The 16,331-nt window shown below is 74.0% G+C and carries 17 protein-coding genes; 13 read left to right on the top strand and 4 right to left on the bottom strand.

Annotation, left to right across the window (positions count from 1 at the left end; all coding sequences use genetic code 11):
- Positions 1-133: 133 nt before the first annotated feature.
- The 11 genes from ACH4PU_RS18945 (at position 134) to htpX (ending at position 11,583) form a co-directional block, all read left to right on the top strand.
- A complete protein-coding gene (locus ACH4PU_RS18945; protein ID WP_185943901.1) occupies positions 134-559 on the top strand; it encodes an NADH-quinone oxidoreductase subunit A in 426 nt (141 codons plus the stop codon).
- Positions 529-1,284, top strand: coding sequence for an NADH-quinone oxidoreductase subunit B (locus ACH4PU_RS18940; protein WP_398272919.1), 756 nt, complete (start codon positions 529-531; stop codon positions 1,282-1,284). Before ACH4PU_RS18945 ends, ACH4PU_RS18940 begins: the two co-directional genes overlap by 31 nt.
- On the top strand, positions 1,281-2,933 hold the full coding sequence (locus tag ACH4PU_RS18935) for an NADH-quinone oxidoreductase subunit C (protein ID WP_398272917.1): 1,653 nt from the start codon (positions 1,281-1,283) through the stop codon (positions 2,931-2,933). The genes ACH4PU_RS18940 and ACH4PU_RS18935 overlap by 4 nt, the downstream gene beginning before the upstream one ends.
- Positions 2,930-3,901: an NADH-quinone oxidoreductase subunit H gene (locus tag ACH4PU_RS18930; protein WP_398272915.1), complete on the top strand. Its 972-nt coding sequence runs from the start codon at positions 2,930-2,932 to the stop codon at positions 3,899-3,901. The genes ACH4PU_RS18935 and ACH4PU_RS18930 overlap by 4 nt, the downstream gene beginning before the upstream one ends.
- Positions 3,898-4,476 carry a NuoI/complex I 23 kDa subunit family protein gene (locus tag ACH4PU_RS18925; protein WP_398272913.1) on the top strand — a complete coding sequence of 193 codons (579 nt, stop codon included), beginning with the start codon at positions 3,898-3,900 and terminating at the stop codon, positions 4,474-4,476. The genes ACH4PU_RS18930 and ACH4PU_RS18925 overlap by 4 nt, the downstream gene beginning before the upstream one ends.
- Entirely contained in the window at positions 4,473-5,087 is a 615-nt protein-coding gene (locus tag ACH4PU_RS18920) for an NADH-quinone oxidoreductase subunit J (protein WP_398272911.1), read from the top strand. Before ACH4PU_RS18925 ends, ACH4PU_RS18920 begins: the two co-directional genes overlap by 4 nt.
- Positions 5,087-5,461, top strand: a complete 375-nt coding sequence (gene nuoK, locus ACH4PU_RS18915; protein WP_398272909.1) for an NADH-quinone oxidoreductase subunit NuoK — start codon at positions 5,087-5,089, stop codon at positions 5,459-5,461. Before ACH4PU_RS18920 ends, nuoK begins: the two co-directional genes overlap by 1 nt.
- Entirely contained in the window at positions 5,458-7,449 is a 1,992-nt protein-coding gene (locus ACH4PU_RS18910; RefSeq protein WP_398272907.1) for an NADH-quinone oxidoreductase subunit L, read from the top strand. Before nuoK ends, ACH4PU_RS18910 begins: the two co-directional genes overlap by 4 nt.
- Positions 7,450-7,451: 2 nt before the next feature.
- Entirely contained in the window at positions 7,452-9,035 is a 1,584-nt protein-coding gene (locus ACH4PU_RS18905) for a NuoM family protein (RefSeq protein ID WP_398272905.1), read from the top strand.
- Positions 9,035-10,570: an NADH-quinone oxidoreductase subunit N gene (locus ACH4PU_RS18900; protein ID WP_398272903.1), complete on the top strand. Its 1,536-nt coding sequence runs from the start codon at positions 9,035-9,037 to the stop codon at positions 10,568-10,570. The genes ACH4PU_RS18905 and ACH4PU_RS18900 overlap by 1 nt, the downstream gene beginning before the upstream one ends.
- A gap of 146 nt (positions 10,571-10,716) precedes the next feature.
- Complete coding sequence (htpX, locus tag ACH4PU_RS18895) at positions 10,717-11,583, top strand: zinc metalloprotease HtpX (protein WP_398272901.1); 867 nt, start codon at positions 10,717-10,719, stop codon at positions 11,581-11,583.
- A gap of 8 nt (positions 11,584-11,591) precedes the next feature.
- On the opposite strand, the gene ACH4PU_RS18890 is transcribed toward htpX, so the two are convergent.
- The 4 genes from ACH4PU_RS18890 to ACH4PU_RS18875 all read right to left on the bottom strand — a co-directional run bounded on the left by ACH4PU_RS18890 (position 11,592) and on the right by ACH4PU_RS18875 (position 15,105).
- Positions 11,592-11,810, bottom strand: a complete 219-nt coding sequence (locus tag ACH4PU_RS18890) for a hypothetical protein (RefSeq protein WP_398272899.1) — start codon at positions 11,808-11,810, stop codon at positions 11,592-11,594.
- Positions 11,811-12,051: 241 nt separating this feature from the next.
- Positions 12,052-13,014 carry an AraC family transcriptional regulator gene (locus ACH4PU_RS18885; protein ID WP_398272897.1) on the bottom strand — a complete coding sequence of 321 codons (963 nt, stop codon included), beginning with the start codon at positions 13,012-13,014 and terminating at the stop codon, positions 12,052-12,054.
- A 187-nt stretch (positions 13,015-13,201) separates the two neighbouring features.
- Positions 13,202-14,128 (bottom strand): NADP-dependent oxidoreductase, encoded by a 927-nt coding sequence (locus ACH4PU_RS18880; protein WP_398272895.1) that lies wholly within the window; start codon positions 14,126-14,128, stop codon positions 13,202-13,204.
- A 125-nt stretch (positions 14,129-14,253) separates the two neighbouring features.
- Positions 14,254-15,105 carry a LysR family transcriptional regulator gene (locus tag ACH4PU_RS18875; RefSeq protein ID WP_398272892.1) on the bottom strand — a complete coding sequence of 284 codons (852 nt, stop codon included), beginning with the start codon at positions 15,103-15,105 and terminating at the stop codon, positions 14,254-14,256.
- 80 nt (positions 15,106-15,185) lie between these two features.
- On the opposite strand from ACH4PU_RS18875, the gene ACH4PU_RS18870 reads away from it, so the two are divergent.
- Positions 15,186-15,686, top strand: a complete 501-nt coding sequence (locus ACH4PU_RS18870) for a cupin domain-containing protein (protein WP_398272890.1) — start codon at positions 15,186-15,188, stop codon at positions 15,684-15,686.
- Positions 15,687-15,790: 104 nt separating this feature from the next.
- Positions 15,791-16,183: a YccF domain-containing protein gene (locus ACH4PU_RS18865; RefSeq protein ID WP_398272888.1), complete on the top strand. Its 393-nt coding sequence runs from the start codon at positions 15,791-15,793 to the stop codon at positions 16,181-16,183.
- Positions 16,184-16,331: the final 148 nt, after the last annotated feature.

The raw sequence follows: 16,331 nt of genomic DNA, 5'->3' as shown, positions 1-16,331 counted from the left end.
CGCCCCGGTGGGGACAACCCCACCCCCGGCCGGGCAGCGCTGCCCGGTCCCCGGCCCGTAGCGCCTAGACTCCTGTGCGTACAGATCGTCGAATGCGGACGAACAGCCGCACACAGGGAGTGAGGGGCCGGACGTGCCGGAGGCAACCGCGCGCATCGCGACGGCCGACACCCGGCTCGCGGCGGAATCCGCCGCCTACTTCCACGGCTACGGCCTGGTCGCCCTGCTCGGCGTCCTCGGCGCGCTCTTCGTCGCCGTGGCGTTCGGCGCCGGACGGCTGCTGCGGCCCGTCGTGCCGACGCCGGAGAAGCTGCTGACGTACGAGTGCGGCGTCGACCCCGTCGGCGAGGGCTGGGCCCACACCCAGGTGCGCTACTACGTCTACGCCTTCCTGTACGTGATCTTCGCGGTGGACTCGGTGTTCCTGTTCCCCTGGGCGACGGTCTTCGCCGCGCCCGGCTACGGTGCCGCCACCCTGGTCGAGATGTTCGTCTTCCTCGGCTTCCTCGCCGTTGGCCTGTTGTACGCATGGAAGAAGGGCGTCCTGGAGTGGACGTGACACGCGCCGAGCCGGTCGGCCTGCCCGAGCCCCGCCGCCTGGGCGCGCTGGCCCGGCTGGCCCCCGAGCCCATGAAGGTGGTCCTGAACTGGGGCCGCCGCTACAGCCTATGGGTGTTCAACTTCGGCCTCGCCTGCTGTGCGATCGAGTTCATCGCCGCGTCCATGGCCCGGCACGACTTCATCCGCCTCGGCGTGATCCCGTTCGCGCCCGGGCCCCGGCAGGCCGACCTGATGATCGTCTCCGGCACGGTGACGGACAAGATGGCGCCCGCCGTGAAGCGGCTGTACGAGCAGATGCCCGAGCCGAAGTACGTCATCTCGTTCGGCGCCTGCTCCAACTGCGGCGGCCCCTACTGGGACTCGTACTCCGTCACCAAGGGCGTCGACCAGATCATCCCGGTGGACGTCTACGTTCCGGGCTGCCCGCCCCGGCCGGAGGCGCTGCTCCAGGGCATCCTCAAGCTGCAGGAGAAGATCGCGGCGGAGTCGACGGCGGAGCGGTACGGCGCCTCGGCGCCGGTGGGTACGGCGCCGTCCGCCGGCGTGCCGACCGCGTCCGTCGCGGAGCTGCGCAGCGCGCCGGTGACGGCGCCGGCGACGGGGGCGGGGGCGGCCGGGTCCGAGAGGAATTCGGGGAGCGCCCCTGAGTCAGACTCCGGGAACAACCCCGAGGACCGTTCCGGGGACGGCTCGGCGAACGGCCCCGGGGAGGACGGCCGATGACCGGCTGGCTGCCCGCACCCGTCACCGACCTCTTCGGCGCGGACGCCACGGCCGAGGAGGCGTACGGCCTGCTCACCGTCGACGTCCCCGCCGCGTCCTGGATCACCGCCCTCACCGCCGCCCGCGACGTGCTCGGCTGCACCTTCTTCGACTGGCTGAGCGCCGTCGACGAACCCGGCACGGGCTTCCTCGTCTGCGCCCACCTCGTCGCCCTGCCGACCGCCGACGACGCGTCCGTCCGCCGCCTCGTCGTCCGCACCACCGTGCCGCACGACGCGCCCGCCCTCCCGACCGCGGTCGGGGTGTACGCCGGCGCGGGCTGGCACGAGCGCGAGACGCACGAGATGTTCGGCGTCGACTTCACCGGCCACCCGAACCTGGCGCCGCTGCTCCTCCCCGAGGGCTTCGAGGGCCACCCGCTGCGCAAGGACTTCGTCCTGGCGGCGCGGGTCGTCAAGGCGTGGCCGGGCGCGAAGGAGCCCGGAGAATCCGATCACGGCGGGCCCAAGCGGCGGCAGATGCTCCCGCCCGGCGTCCCCGACCCCAACGAGTGGGGCCCCCTCAAGGGCCAGCTTCCCCCCGCCCCGGCCCGCCCGGCCCGTGCCGCTCGCACGACGGGCCCGGCCGCGGCGGCCGACCGCCCGGCCCGGCGCACCCGCACCGCGGGCGACGGCTCGGCGAGCCAGGAGACGACGGCCCCGGTGCGCCGCGCGAGGAGCGCGTCGGAGGGCTCGGCGAGCCAGAGCGAGACCGACGCAGCCGTTCCGCGTCGTGCGCGCAGTGCGGCGGAGGGTTCGGCGAGCCAGGGTGAGGCGGGTACCGCCGTTCCGCGTCGTGCGCGCAGCGCGTCGGAGGGCTCGGCGAGCCAGGGCGAGGCGGGTACCGCCGCTCCCCGGCGGAACCGGAGCGCGTCGGACGGTTCGGCGAGCCAGGGCCAGGCCCAGCCCGGCGCCGCCGCTCCCCGCCGTACGCGCAGTGCCTCCGAGGGCTCGGCGAGCCGGCAGGGGACCGCCGGCGCGACGCCCCGCCGTACGCGCAGCGCGAGCGACGGCTCGGTGAGCCAGTCCGGTACGGACGCGGGTACGGGCCCGGCCTCCGCGACCACGCCGATGGACGCCCCGGAAGCCACCCCGGCCACCCGCCGCCCGGCCCCGCGCTCGTCCGACGCCCCGTGGCACCACGCCCGCCCCGCCTTCGACGAGCCGCAGGCCGAGAAGCCGAACGCGTCGGATCGCCCCGCCGACCCCGCAGCGCCGGAGGCGGCTGAAGCGGCTGAAGCGGCCGAGGCGGCCGAGGCGGCCGAGGCGGCCGAGGCGGTGAAGCCCGGCGCGCGCGAAGCGGCAGAGCCCGGAACGGACGCCCCCGCCCCGCAGAGCGCGCCGGCCGCGAGGCCCGCCGCGCCCGACGTGCAGCCCGCCGTGGAGCCCGGTGACAGGTCCGCCGCGTCCGGCGCCAAGCCCGCCGGGGAACCCGGCGTCACGCCCGCCGACCGGCCCGGCGCCGCGCCCGCCGCGCACCGCGAGCAGCCCGCCGGTCAGCCCGGCGCCCCCGCCGCCGAGCCCCCCGCCCCCGGCGGGAAGCGACCCGCCGCCCCCGACGGCGGCGCCCCCGAGAACGATCCTGACCCCGCCGGAGGCGACCCCGCATGAGCAGCAGCGACGCCCTCGACGTGGTGCTGCGCCTCGTGGCCCTGTTCGGGGTCTTCCTGGTGTTCCCGCTGCTCGTGGGGCAGATGGAGCACAAGGTGATGGCCCATATGCAGGGCCGGCTCGGGCCGATGTACGCGGGCGGGTTCCACGGGTGGGCGCAGCTCGTCGCGGACGGGGTGAAGTTCGCGCAGAAGGAGGACATCGTCCCGGCCGACGCCGACCGGCGGGTCTTCCAGCTCGCGCCGGCCGTCGCCCTCCTGCCCTACCTCCTCGTCCTCGTGGCCCTCCCGATCGGCCCCGGCGCGGCGGTCGGCTGGTACATCGACGCGGGCGTGTTCTTCGTCCTCGCCGTGATGGGCGTGGGTGTGCTGGGCTCGCTGATGGCCGGCTGGGCGTCGGCGAACAAGTTCTCCCTGCTCGGCGGCCTGCGGACGGCCGCGCAGCTGATGGCGTACGAGCTGCCGATGCTGCTCGCCGCCGCCTCCGTGGCGATGGCGGCGGGCACGGTCTCGCTGCCCGGGATCCTGGACGCGTTCCACTGGTGGTGGGTGCCCTGGCAGATCGTCGGCGGGCTGGTGTTCTTCACCGCCGGCCTGGCCGAGCTGCAACGGCCGCCGTTCGACATGCCGGTGGCCGACTCCGAGATCATCTTCGGCGCGTACACCGAGTACACGGGCCTGCGGTTCGCGATGTTCCTGCTGTCCGAGTACGCGGGCATCGTCGTCCTCTGCGGGCTGACGACCGTGCTGTTCCTCGGCGGCTGGCACGGCCCGTTCGGGGCCGACGGGCTCGGCTGGGTGTGGACGCTGCTCAAGACGGCGGTGCTCGCGTTCGTCGTGATCTGGCTGCGGGTGAGCTACCCGCGGCTGCGCGAGGACCAGTTGCAGAAGCTCGCCTGGACCGTGCTCATCCCGCTCGCCCTCGCGCAGATCGCGCTGACCGGCGTCGTCAAGGTGGCGATCTCATGAACATCCCCGGCAGCGGCCTGGCCAAGGGCCTGGCCGTCACCCTGCGGACGCTCACCCGGCGCACGCAGACGGTCCAGTACCCCGACGCGCAGCCCGAACTGGCGCCCCGCACCCGCGGCGTGATCGGCCTGTTCGAGGAGAACTGCACGGTCTGCATGCTGTGCGCCCGCGAGTGCCCCGACTGGTGCATCTACATCGACTCCCACAAGGAGACCGTCCCCCCGGCCGCGCCGGGCGGGCGCGAGCGCAGCCGCAACGTCCTCGACCGGTTCGCGATCGACTTCGCGCTGTGCATGTACTGCGGCATCTGTATCGAGGTGTGTCCGTTCGACGCCCTCTTCTGGTCGCCGGAGTTCGAGTACGCCGAGACGGACATCCTCGACCTCACCCACGAACGCGACCGGCTCCGCGAGTGGATGTGGACCGTGCCCGAGCCGCCCGCGCTCGACCCGGCGGCGGAGGAGCCGAAGGAGATCGCGGCGGCCCGCAAGACGGCCGAGAAGATGGCGGCCGCGCAAGCCGCACAGGCCGCGCAGGCGGCCCAGGAGAAGCAAGCGAAGGAGGACGGAGCATGAGCCCCCACGGCGTCGCACTCGCCTCGGGCGCGCACGGCTTCCTGTCGCCCACCGGCGTCGAGGTCGCCTTCCTCCTCGTCGGCCTGGTCACCCTCGGGGCCGCCGTGCTGACCGTCACCACCCGGCAGCTGGTGCACGCCGCCCTGTGGCTGGTCGTGGCGCTCGGCGGGCTGGCCGTGGAGTACCTGCTGCTGACGGCCGAGTTCGTGGCCTGGGTGCAGGTGCTGATCTACGTCGGCTCGGTGGTCGTCCTCCTGCTGTTCGGCCTGATGCTGACCAAGGCGCCCATCGGCCGCTCGCCGGACGCCGACTCCGGCAACCGGCCCGTGGCGATCGCGGTCGCCGGCGCCGCCGCCCTCGCGCTGGTCTGGGTCGTCGTGGACGCCTTCCGGAGGACGTGGATCGACCTCCGCGGACCGGTCCAGGGCTCGACCAAGGTGTCCGGCGAGATGCTCTTCCGCTACTGGGTGCTGCCCTTCGAAGCGCTCTCCGTCCTCCTGCTCGCCGCGCTCGTCGGCGCGATCGTGCTGTCCCGGCGCGGCAAGGAGAACGGCGAGGAGAACGGTCCCGCGGAGAAGCCGGAGAAGCCGCGGAAGGAAGAGGCCCGCTGATGCACCTCGTCTACCCCGCGGTCCTCGCCGCCCTCCTTTTCTGCACCGGCCTCTACGGCGTCCTCGCCCGGCGCAACGCCATCCTGGTGCTGATGTCCGTCGAGCTGATGCTCAACGCCGTCAACCTCAACCTCGTCGCCTTCGACGTCTGGCTGCGCGACGAGCTGCACGCTGGGCAGGCGCTCACCCTGTTCACCATCGCCATCGCCGCCGCCGAGATCGGCATCGGCCTGGCCATCGTCCTGCTCGTCCACCGCAACCGCGGCACCGCCGACCTCGACCGGCTCCGCGACCTCCGCGAGGACGACGCGGACGGGACCGCATCGCAAAACAGCGCCACCGACTGCGAGCAGAAGGCCGAGGCCGCCTCGTGACGACCACGACCACCGCCGCCCTCGTCCCGCTGCTGCCCTTCCTGGGTGCCGTCGGCGGCATCCTGGCCGGCCGCCGCGCGCCCGGGCTCGTCCGGCCGCTCGCCCTCCTGCCGACCGCCGTCGCCGCCGTGCTCGCCATCGTCGTGGCCTGCCGGCAGGGCGGCGGACGGCCGCTCGACGCGTCGACCCGGCTCACCCCGACCGGCTCCGTCCCGGTCGACCTCGCCCTGCACCTGGACGGCTTCGCCGTCCTCGTCGCCGTGCTCGTCGGGGTCGTGGCCACCTGCGTCCAGCTGTACTCGACGGCCTACCTGCGCGACGATCCGCGCTACCCGTCCTACGCCGCGCTGGTCTCCCTGTTCACCTCCGCGATGCTCCTCGTCGTCTACTCGGGCGACCTGATGGTGCTGCTGGTCGGCTGGGAGGTCATGGGCATCTGCTCGTACTTCCTCGTCGGCCACTACTGGGAGACGGAGGCCGCCCGCGCCGCCTCCCTCAAGGCGTTCCTGGTCACCAAGCTCGGCGACGTCCCCTTCCTGATCGGCGTGTTCGCGCTCGCCGACGACGCCGGGACGTTCCGCATCGACGGCATCGTGCGCACCGCCGCCTCCGGCGACCTCTCCCACCCCACGCTCACGGCGCTGCTGCTGCTCGCCGGTGTGGCGGGCAAGTCCGCCCAGTTCCCGCTGCACACGTGGCTGCCCGACGCGATGGCCGGCCCCACGCCGGTGTCCGCGCTGATCCACGCCGCGACGATGGTCGCCGCCGGCGTCTACCTCGTCGCCCGGCTCCTGCCCGTCTTCGCCGCCTCCACCGCGGCCCTGGCGGTGCTCGCCGTGATGGCGGCGGTCACCATGGTCGGCTCGGCCGTCGCCGCGCTCGCGCAGGACGACATCAAACGCGTCCTCGCCTACTCGACCGTCGGCCAGCTCGGCTACATGACCGGCGCCCTGGCCGTCGGCGACCGCGGCGCCGCCGTCTTCCACCTCGTCTCGCACGGCGCGTTCAAGGCCCTCCTCTTCCTCGGGGCGGGCGTGGTCATCCACGCCGCCGGCACCAACTCGCTGGCCGCCACGGCCCGCATGGGCGGCCTCGCCCGGCGCGTCCCCGACGCGTTCTGGACGATGACCGTCGCTCTCCTCGCGCTCGCCGCGATCCCGCCCTTCAGCGGCTTCTTCTCCAAGGAGGCCGTGCTGGGCGCCGCCGAGCACGCCGCCCGCGGCGAGGCGGACGGCATCCCGGGCGCGGTCGGCTGGACAGTGCTGGTCGCCGGCCTGCTCACCGCCGTCCTCACCGCCGCCTACGCCACCCGCCTGTGGCTGCTCGCCTTCCGCGGCACCGGCCCCGAGGCCGCCGACCACGGCCGGCAGCCCGCCGCCATGACGAGCGTCCTGTGGGTGCTGCTCGTCCCCACCATCGCCCTCGGGCTCGCCGCCTGGAAGCTCCCCGACTGGTTCGACGGCGGCTCCCTGGCCCCCACGCTCACCACCTCCCTCCTGTCCACCGGCTGTGCCCTCGCCGGCGCGCTCGTCGTCGTCGCCGCGTGGCGGCGCACCGCGGCCCTCGCCGCCCGCACCCCCCTCGGCGCGGTCGCCGCGTACCCGGAGGAGGCCCCGGCCGTCTCCGAGGAGGAGGCCATCGCCACCCACGAGGCCGCGTACGGCAGCGTCGCCGGCGCCCAGGACCCCGCCGACCCGGGCCGGCTCCTCCTCGGTCCGCTGCACCGGCACGCCGCCGCCGGCTTCCACCTGGACGCCGTCGTCCACGCCGTCGCCGTCCGCCCGGCGCGCGGTGCCGCCCGCCTCGCCCGCTTCCTCGACCGCGAGGTCGTCGAGACCTACGTGCGCGGCGCGGCGTCCGCCCCCGGCCTGCTGGGCGCGGCCGTCCGCCGGGCCCAGACCGGCAACACCCAGACCTACCTGAGCGTCCTGTTCGCGGGCTCCGTCGTCCTGGCCGTCGCCGCCGTCCTCGTCGCCTCCGGAGCCTGACCGTGAGCCATACCGTTCTCCAGATCCTCCTCCTCGCGATCGTCGGCCTGCCCGTCGCCGGAGCCGTCGCCGCCCTCCTGCCGGCCCCGCCCGGCCTGAAGGGGCGGAGCCCCGAACAGGCCGTCCTGCGGCACGGCGTCACCGTCACAGGCGCCGTGCTCGCGCTCACCGTCGCCCTGGCCGCCGGCTTCGACCACGGCCGGCCGGCCCGGATGCAGGCCACCACCGACGTGAGCTGGATCCCGGCCCTCGGCATCCGGTTCCACCTCGGCGTGGACGGCGTCTCGCTCCCCCTCCTCGTCCTGACCTCGCTCCTCACCTTCCTCTGCGCGCTGTACAGCTACTTCCGCGTGCCCGACGGCCCGTCACCGAAGGCTTTCGTGGCGTTGCTGCTGCTCCTGGAGGCCGGCACCCTCGCTTCGTTCGCCGTCCTCGACCTCGTGCTGTTCTTCCTCGCGTTCGAGACGGTGCTCGTCCCGATGTACTTCCTCATCGCCCGCTGGGGTGGCGAGGGACGCGAGCGCGGCGCCTGGCGCTTCGTCCTCTACACCCTGCTCGGGTCCGTGGTCATGCTGCTCGGCTTCCTCCTCGTCGGCATCAAGGGCGGCACCTTCGACATGGTGGCACTCGCCACTGACAACGGGTCGGGTCTGAGCCATTCGACGCAGGTCATCGCGGTGTTGGCGATCGGCGCGGGGCTCGCCGTCAAGGCGCCGATGTTCCCGCTGCACAGTTGGCTGCCCGACGCGCACACCGCCGCGCCGACCGCCGGCTCGGTGCTCCTCGCGGGCGTGCTGCTGAAGATGGGCACCTACGGAATCGTCCGCATCGTCCTTCCCATGGCCCCCGACGGCGCCCACACCCTCGCGCCGTACCTCGCCGCGTTCGCCGCCGTCGGCATCGTCTACGGCTCGCTGGTCTGCCTCGCGCTGGCCCGCCGCGGCTCCGGCGGCGACCTCAAGCGGCTGATCGCCTACAGCTCCGTCGGCCACATGGGCTTCGTCCTCCTGGGCATCTCCACCCTCACGCCCACCGGCGTCAACGCGGCCCTCTTCGCCAACATCGCCCACGGCCTCATCACCGGCCTCCTCTTCTTCCTGGTCGGCGGCATCAAGGACCGCTACGGCACCACCGACCTCGACCGGCTCTCCGGCCCCACCGGCGCCGCGCTCTACGGCCGGGCGCCACGCCTCGGCGGCCTGCTCGCCTTCGGCGCCGTCGCCTCCCTCGGGCTGCCTGGACTGGCCGGATTCTGGGGCGAGATGCTCGCGATGTTCGCCTCCTTCCGGCCCGCCGACGGCCTCAGCCGCCCCGCCTACCTCACCTTCATGGCGCTGGCCGGCCTCGGCACCCTGCTGACCGCCGCCTACCTGCTGGTCGTCGTCCGCCGCGTCTGCATGGGCGGCAACGGCGAACAGCACACCGTGGCGAAGGGAGCCGGCCCGGCGCTCGCGGACGTCCGCCCGTACGAGTTCGCCGCCTGGACGCCGCTCGTCGTCCTCACCGTCCTCGCCGGCCTCTGGCCCGCGGCCCTCCTGGGCCTCACCGACCCGGCCGTCCAGCAGCTCCTCGGAGGAGGCAACTGATGGTTCTCCTCGCCGACTCCGCGACCGTTTCCCTCGTCCAGTCCGTCGACTGGCTCGCCGTCGCACCGCCCCTGATCGCCGCCGTGGCCGCGCTCGTCGTCCTCGTCGCCGACCTCTTCCTGCCCGCCGGGCGGAAGAACGTCCTCGGCGGCATCACCGTCGGCGGCCTGCTGCTGGCCGGACTCGCGCTGATCCCGCTGCACGGCGACAACCGCAGTACCTTCTGCCTCACCGGCGGCAGCCACACCTGCAGTTACGAGGCCGACCGCTTCACGCTCGTCCTCCAGCTCCTGGTGCTCGGCGGCGCGCTGCTCACCGCGCTGCTGTCCGCCACCACCGTGCGGGAACAGGAACTCCCCGCCGGCGAGTACTGGTTCCTGCTGCTCTCCTCCGCCGCCGGCGCCGCCCTGCTGCCCGCCTCCCGCGATCTCGCCACCCTCGTCGTCGCCCTGGAGGTCGCCTCGCTGCCCGCGTTCGCCCTCGTCGGCCTGCGCCGCGGCGACCGGCGCTCCTCCGAGGCGGCGCTGAAGTTCTTCCTCTCCTCGGTCACCGCCACCGCCGTCACCCTCCTCGGCGTCAGCTTCGTCTACGCGGCCACCGGCACCCTGCACCTCACCGACGTCGCCCACAGCCTCGCCGCCGTCGACCCGCGGCTCGCCGTCCTCGCCCGCACCGGCGTCGTCCTGACCCTCGTCGGCTTCGCCTTCAAGACGGCCGCCGTGCCCTTCCACTTCTGGGTGCCGGACGCCTACGCCGGCGCGCCGCTGCCCGTCGCCGGCTACCTCTCCGTCGTCGGCAAGGCCGTCGGCTTCACGGGCATCTCCCTCGTGACGGTCGTCGCGTTCCCGTCGTACTCCGACGTCTGGGGTCCTGCCCTGGCCGTCCTCGCCGCCCTCACCATGACCGTCGGCAACGTCGCCGCGCTGCGCCAGCGGCCGGACCGGCGGCTCAGCGCCGTCCGGCTGCTCGCCTGGTCCTCGGTCGGCCAGGCGGGCTACCTGCTGGTGCCGCTGGCCGCCGCCGGGTACGGGAACGAACCGGGGCATGCCGTCGGCTCCACCGTCGCGTACGCCCTGATGTACGCGGCGGTGAACCTCGGCGCGTTCGCGGTCGCCGTCCTCGTCGGCCGCACCGCGCCCCGCCACCGGGTCGACGACTACCGCGGGCTGTACGCCCGGAACCCCCTCGCGGCGTTCGCCCTCGCCTTCTTCCTGCTCTGCCTGGCCGGTCTGCCGCCGGGCGTCATCGGGCTGTTCGCCAAGGTCACGGTCTTCTCGGCGGCGGTCGACGCGGGGCTGGGCTGGCTGGCGGCGGTCATGGCCGTCAACGTCGTCATCGCGCTGTACTACTACCTCCAGTGGACGGCCTTCCTCTTCCGGCCGGCGGGGGACGTGGAGGTGGCGAACGCGGAGGCGGCGACGGCGCGCGTGCCCCGCTCCCTCGCGGCGGCGATCGGCCTGGCCGCGGTGGCCGGCATCGTGCTGTCGGGCGCGCCGCAGCTGGTGCTGCGGTACGCGTCGGGGGCGCTGCTGTAGCGGGACGCCTCGGCGCGCGCCTCACCCGACCGGCGTACACCCCACCCCGTGCACAAGGGAACTAGCGGCCTCCGCCTGGCGTTGACCAGTACGAAAGGTTCCACTGGTTCAAGGGTTCCCCTGCCGCACCACCTGGAGGGCGTACCGTGCACCGCCGGCACAACGGGCTCAGGACCGCCGTACTCCTCGGCGGGCTGTCCGCGCTCATCATCGTCATCGGCAGCGTCTTCGGCAGGACGGGGCTGATCGTCGCCGTCCTGGTGGCGCTGGGCACCAACGCCTACGCGTACTGGAACAGCGACAAGCTCGCCCTGCGGGCGATGCGCGCCCGCCCGGTCAGCGAGTTCGAGGCGCCGCAGCTCTACCGCATGGTGCGCGAGCTCTCCACCGCCGCCCGCCAGCCCATGCCCCGGCTGTACATCTCGCCCACCGAGGCCCCCAACGCCTTCGCCACCGGCCGCAACCCGCGCAACGCCGCGGTCTGCTGCACCGACGGCATCCTGCGCCTCCTCGACGAGCGCGAGCTGCGCGGTGTGATCGGCCACGAGCTCAGCCACGTCTACAACCGCGACATCCTCATCTCCTCGGTCGCGGGCGCGCTCGCCTCGGTGGTGATGTTCCTGGTGAACTTCGCCTGGCTGGTCCCGGTCGGCAGGTCCGACGACGACGAGGGCCCGGGGATCGTCGGCATGATCATGATCATGCTGCTGGGGCCCATCGCCGCATCCCTGATCCAGCTCGCCGTCAGCCGCTCCCGGGAGTACGAGGCCGACGCGTCCGGCGCCCGCCTCACCGGCGACCCGCTGGCCCTGGCCTCGGCCCTCCGCAAGCTGGAGACGGGCACCGCGCGGCTCCCGCTGCCGCCGGAGCCGCGCCTGGAGACGGCGAGCCACATGATGATCGCCAACCCGTTCCGGCCCGGCGAGGGCATGTCCAAACTCTTCTCCACCCACCCCCCGATGACCGAGCGGATCAGCCGCCTGGAGCGGATGGCGGGCGGCGGCCACGGCTGAGGGGAGCCTCAGGAGATTTTCTCGCCGTTGTGGGTGCCGCCCTTGCAGGTGGCCTGGATGTCGACGGTGAGTACGCCCGGGCCCGCGTCGCCGTAGTCAGGGACGCCGCCCCCGTCCAGGCAGGTGAAGACGTCGATGTCGGCCGGGGCCACGGGTTCGGCCTGGGCGCTGGTGACGCCGATGACGCTCACGGCGGCCAGAGCCGCCGCCAGGATCGCTCTGCGCATGGTTCCTCCCGGACGGTTCGTCCGCCGAATGGCGGCACGCCCACCATGGCCACGGGGCACGTCCGATGGCGCGCTGCGTTGAGCCGTTAGAGGGTTTCAGCCCGCGTTGGGGGCGCCCCTCCGGGGGAGTACGAGAACAACCGCGCGGAGCGCGGTTTCGGGGATGTGGGGGGGCTTGCCCCCACAAGAAACGGTGAAGGGGCGGGACCGGAGCACCCCGCCCGCCCCCGGGAAGCACCGCTCACGCCACGGCCCGCTCCACCCTCGCCGCCCGCCGGTACCCACCGGGCGCCTGCCCGAACTCCCGCTTGAACGCCTTCGCGAACGCGAACTCCGACCCGTACCCGGCCCGTGCCGCGACGGCCGACAAGGGAACGTCCGACTCCCGCAGCAACCGCGCCGCCGTCGTCATCCGCCAGCGGGTCAGGTACGCGACGGGCGGCTCGCCGACGAGCGCCGTGAAGCGGCGGGCGAACGCCGCCCGGGACAGCCCGGAACGCCCGGCCAGCGACTCGACCGTCCACTGCGCCGAGGGCTCCTCGTGGATCGCCGCGAGCGCGGGCGCGACCACGGGGTCGGCCAGCGCGGCGGCCCACCCCGCGCCGTCGCCGTCCCCGGCGGGCCGCTCCGCCAGCCAGGCCCGGAGGATATACAGGAGCAAAGAGTCGATCAGCGAGGGCACGATGCCGGACGAGCCGGGCCGCGGGTTCTCCACCTCGGCGCCCAGCAACCGTACGGCGGCGCTCAGTTCGGGGTGCCGGCCGTCCCGCGCCGGCAGGTGGATCACGGCGGGCAGCCGGCCGACGAGCGGGTGCGGCCGGCCCTGGTCCAGGTGGTAGTTGCCGCACAGCAGGCTGGTACGGGCGCCGTCACCGCCCACCGAGACCGTTCCGATCGGGGTGCCCGCACAGAAATCCGCCGTGTCCTCGGGCTGCGCCGGGGTGTCCGGGTGGTCGGCGAGGATGTGCCCGCGCCCGTCCCGCAGGAAGATCACGTCACCTTCCTCCAGCCGGATCGGGTCCTGGTACGTGTCCACGGCCCCGTCCTCCAGCGGCAGCACCCAGCACGCGCCGTGCAGCACCACGTGGAACCCGGCCCCCGCGACGGGCGGCAGCCGCAGCCCCCAGGGCGCCCGCCCGTCGGTCCGCACGGAGGCCGGACTCCCGGTCCGCATCGAGGCCAGCGCCTCGGTCAGGATGTCCACACGATCTCCTCCACCCGACGTACCCGATGTACCCGGCTCACCCGACGTACCGGCTCACCCGAGGCTGCCGGCGTCCCCGGCGTCCCCGGCGTCCCCAGCGTCACGGCTCACCCGCCGCACCGGCCCGCAGCGTCCCCCAGTCTCATCCACGCCTCACCCGTCCCCCCATCCACCCCGCATCCACCCCTCAGTCCACCGTCAGCACGACCTTCCCCAGCGCCCGCCCCGCGCCCACCAGCTCATGCGCCGTGCCCGCCTCGGCGAGCGGGAAGGTGGCCCCGACGTGCGGCCGGATCCGGCCCGCGTCCACCAGCTCGGCGATCGCCTCCAGGGCCGCGTAGTCCGGCTCCACCATGACCCCGGCGAAGCGGAAGCCGGCGTCCTCCACCGCGGCCGCGAGCTCCCGGTCGCCGTGCTCCAGAATGCTGACCAGCGTGCCGCCGGGCCGGAGAACCTTCGTCGAACGGGCGCCCTGGGCCGTGGAGTCGAAGACCACGTCGACGTCCTTCACCGCCTCCGTGAAGTCGACCGACTGGTAGTCGATCACCTCGTCGGCGCCCAGCCCGCGGAGGAACTCGTGCTTGCCCGCGCTCGCCAGCGCGATCACCTCGGCGCCCCGGACCTTCGCGATCTGCACCGCCAGGTGCCCGACCCCGCCGGCCGCCCGGTGGACCAGCACCCGGTCGCCCTCCGCCACGCCGGCCGCGTCCACCAGCCCCTGCCAGGCGGTGAGCGCCGCGAGCGGCAGCGCGGCGGCGTGCACGTGATCGAGCGAGGCGGGCTTCCGGGCGACCTGGCGCGAGGGCACGGCCACGTACTCGGCGTAGGCGTTGGCGGCGCGCGGGAAGAACGGCATCCCGTACACCTCGTCACCGACCTTGAACCGGGCGCCGGCGCCGACCTCCTCGACGACCCCGGAGACGTCCCAGCCGACCCCGAACGGCGGCTCGCCCAGCAGCGGGAACGCCCCGGACCGGACGGCGACGTCCACCGGGTTCACCGCGCTCGCCCGCACCCGTATCAGCACCTCGCCCCCGAGCGGCACCGGCCGCTCCTTCTCCACCAGCTCCAGCACCTCGGGGCCGCCGAAGGTCTTCTGCACCACAGCACGCATGGGGACACTCCCTGCTCGTTCGTCCGTTTCGACTCGTTCACCGTACGAACCCGGAACGAGCGTCTGAATGGCCTTCCGTCTCCGAAAAATGTCCCGCCGTCTCGCATTCCACCCCGAGGGGGCGCTCAACGGCCGTAGACCCCGACGGCGATCCGCACGAGCGACCCGACCAGCGGGTTCGCCTCACCCGCCCGCCACGCCACCACCACCGGGCTCGGCGCCACGCCGTCCAGCGGCACCACGGCGAGCCCCTCGCCCGGCTCGTGCCCCAGGACCGTCACGCCGACCGTGCCGTTCCAGAGCACGGCCTGCCGGCACTCCCGGACCGCGCGGACCACCGGGCCCTCGCGGGGCTCTCCGGCGTGCCAGTACGCCTGCCAGAGCGGGTCGGTGCCCGCCGGGAAGCGGAACCAGCGGCGGTCCGCCAGGTCGGCCGGCCGCAGCCGGCCGTGCCGGACCAGCGGATCGTCGGCGCGCAACAGGGCGCCCACCGGGTCGGCCCGCAGCTCGCGCACGGTCAGCCCGGTCTCGTCGAACGGTCCGCGGGTCAGGGCGACGTCGACCGTTCCGGCGTGCAGCCCGCAGGTCGGGTCGGTCAGGTCCGTGTCGCGGACGCGGACCTCGGCGTGCGGGTGCCGCCGGCGGAAGGCGCGGGCCAGCCGCGCCGCCTCGGGACCGCCGCCGTCCCCCAGGATGCCGACGGCGAGGGTGGCGCCCCCGGCCGCCGCGGTGACGCGGTCGCGGGCCCGGCCGGCCCGGTCGAGCAGGGCGCGCGCCTCGTCGAGCAGGACGGCTCCCGCCGGGGCGAGCGCGACACCGGCGGGCGACCGGTCGAACAGCGCCGCGCCGACGTCGGCCTCCAGCCGCCTGATCGCCCGACTCAGCGGCGGCTGGCTCATGTGCAGCCGGGCGGCGGCCCGGCCGAAGTGGAGTTCCTCGGCGACCGCCACGAAATACCGCAGGGTGCGCAGCTCCATGCGGGGACGATACCCGTCCGGTATCGGCCGTCCCGGGCAGGTCTTGGACAACCCCCGGGCCCCGGCCGTCAGATGGGGACATGACCGACGAACCGCAGACCGACACCGGCCGACCGTCCACCGCCCCCACCGCATCGGTGGTCGCCCCGGGCGAAGGGGAAACGATCCTCCTGGGCCCCACGCGCATGCGCGTCCTCGAAGACGGCACCCACACCGGCCACCGCCTCGGGGTCACCGAGTCCGTCCTCGCGCCGCACACCCCCGGACCGCCGCAGCACCGCCACGCCCGGCACGACGAGGGCTTCTACGTCCTCTCCGGCACGGTGAGGTTCACGGTCGGGGACCGGGAGCACGACGCGACCGCGGGCACCTTCGTGCTCGTCCCGCCGGGAACCCCGCACACGTTCGCCAACACGACCGGCCAATCGGCCGTCATGCTGAGCGTCTTCACGCCGGATCTGTACGTGCAGTACTTCCGCGACCTGCGGGACATGACGGCCGACGGCCGCACCCCGAGCCCCCGGACGCACCGCGAGACGATGAGCCGCTACGCGACGGAAACCGCCACCGACCTCCCCTGACGGCCGGCCGCGGCTCTTTCCGCCCGCGCGGAGGGCAACCGCGTCACCGGGTCCCGGCGTCACAGTGAGTGGTCAGGGAACCGGTCGCGTGAAAGGCTATGTACATGAGGTTCATCCTGAATGTCGTCTGGCTGGTCCTCTGCGGGCTCTGGATGGCGCTCGGCTATGTGCTCGCGGGCATCATCTGCTGCGTGCTCATCGTGACGATCCCGTTCGGCGTCGCCTCTTTCCGTATCGCCTCCTACGCCCTCTGGCCCTTCGGCCGGACGACCGTCGAACGCCGGGACGCGGGCGCCGGCTCGCTGCTCGGCAACATCATCTGGATCGTCTTCGCCGGCTGGTGGCTCGCGCTGGGCCACATCTTCACCGGCATCGCGCTGTGCTGCACGATCATCGGCATCCCGCTCGGCATCGCGAACTTCAAGCTGATCCCGGTCTCCCTGATGCCGCTCGGCCGCGAAATCGTCCCGACGGACCGCCCGTTCGCCACCCGGTAGGCATGACGCGAGGCGGGTGCCCGTACGGCGTCCGGGTACGGGCCGCCACGGCGAGGTGACGGCCGCCCGGGCGAGGGCGCGCCGCGCACCGCAACCTCCCGGCCGCCCACGCCGTTTGCCGCGCATGAACGCAGCGCTGCAATCAGAG

Source organism: Streptomyces sp. NPDC021100 (assembly GCF_044333095.1).
Taxonomy (GTDB): Bacteria; Actinomycetota; Actinomycetes; order Streptomycetales; family Streptomycetaceae; genus Streptomyces.
This window is presented reverse-complemented; position numbering and strand designations above follow the sequence as displayed.

Coding starts and splice junctions, on each gene's coding strand:
- ACH4PU_RS18940 (WP_398272919.1), top strand. CDS start 529: ATGGAAGAAGGGCGTCCTGGAGTGGACGTGACACGCGCCGAGCCGGTC.
- ACH4PU_RS18935 (WP_398272917.1), top strand. CDS start 1,281: ATGACCGGCTGGCTGCCCGCACCCGTCACCGACCTCTTCGGCGCGGAC.
- ACH4PU_RS18930 (WP_398272915.1), top strand. CDS start 2,930: ATGAGCAGCAGCGACGCCCTCGACGTGGTGCTGCGCCTCGTGGCCCTG.
- ACH4PU_RS18925 (WP_398272913.1), top strand. CDS start 3,898: ATGAACATCCCCGGCAGCGGCCTGGCCAAGGGCCTGGCCGTCACCCTG.
- ACH4PU_RS18920 (WP_398272911.1), top strand. CDS start 4,473: ATGAGCCCCCACGGCGTCGCACTCGCCTCGGGCGCGCACGGCTTCCTG.
- nuoK (WP_398272909.1), top strand. CDS start 5,087: ATGCACCTCGTCTACCCCGCGGTCCTCGCCGCCCTCCTTTTCTGCACC.
- ACH4PU_RS18900 (WP_398272903.1), top strand. CDS start 9,035: ATGGTTCTCCTCGCCGACTCCGCGACCGTTTCCCTCGTCCAGTCCGTC.
- ACH4PU_RS18890 (WP_398272899.1), bottom strand. CDS start 11,810: ATGCGCAGAGCGATCCTGGCGGCGGCTCTGGCCGCCGTGAGCGTCATC.
- ACH4PU_RS18880 (WP_398272895.1), bottom strand. CDS start 14,128: ATGCGTGCTGTGGTGCAGAAGACCTTCGGCGGCCCCGAGGTGCTGGAG.
- ACH4PU_RS18875 (WP_398272892.1), bottom strand. CDS start 15,105: ATGGAGCTGCGCACCCTGCGGTATTTCGTGGCGGTCGCCGAGGAACTC.
- ACH4PU_RS18870 (WP_398272890.1), top strand. CDS start 15,186: ATGACCGACGAACCGCAGACCGACACCGGCCGACCGTCCACCGCCCCC.
- ACH4PU_RS18865 (WP_398272888.1), top strand. CDS start 15,791: ATGAGGTTCATCCTGAATGTCGTCTGGCTGGTCCTCTGCGGGCTCTGG.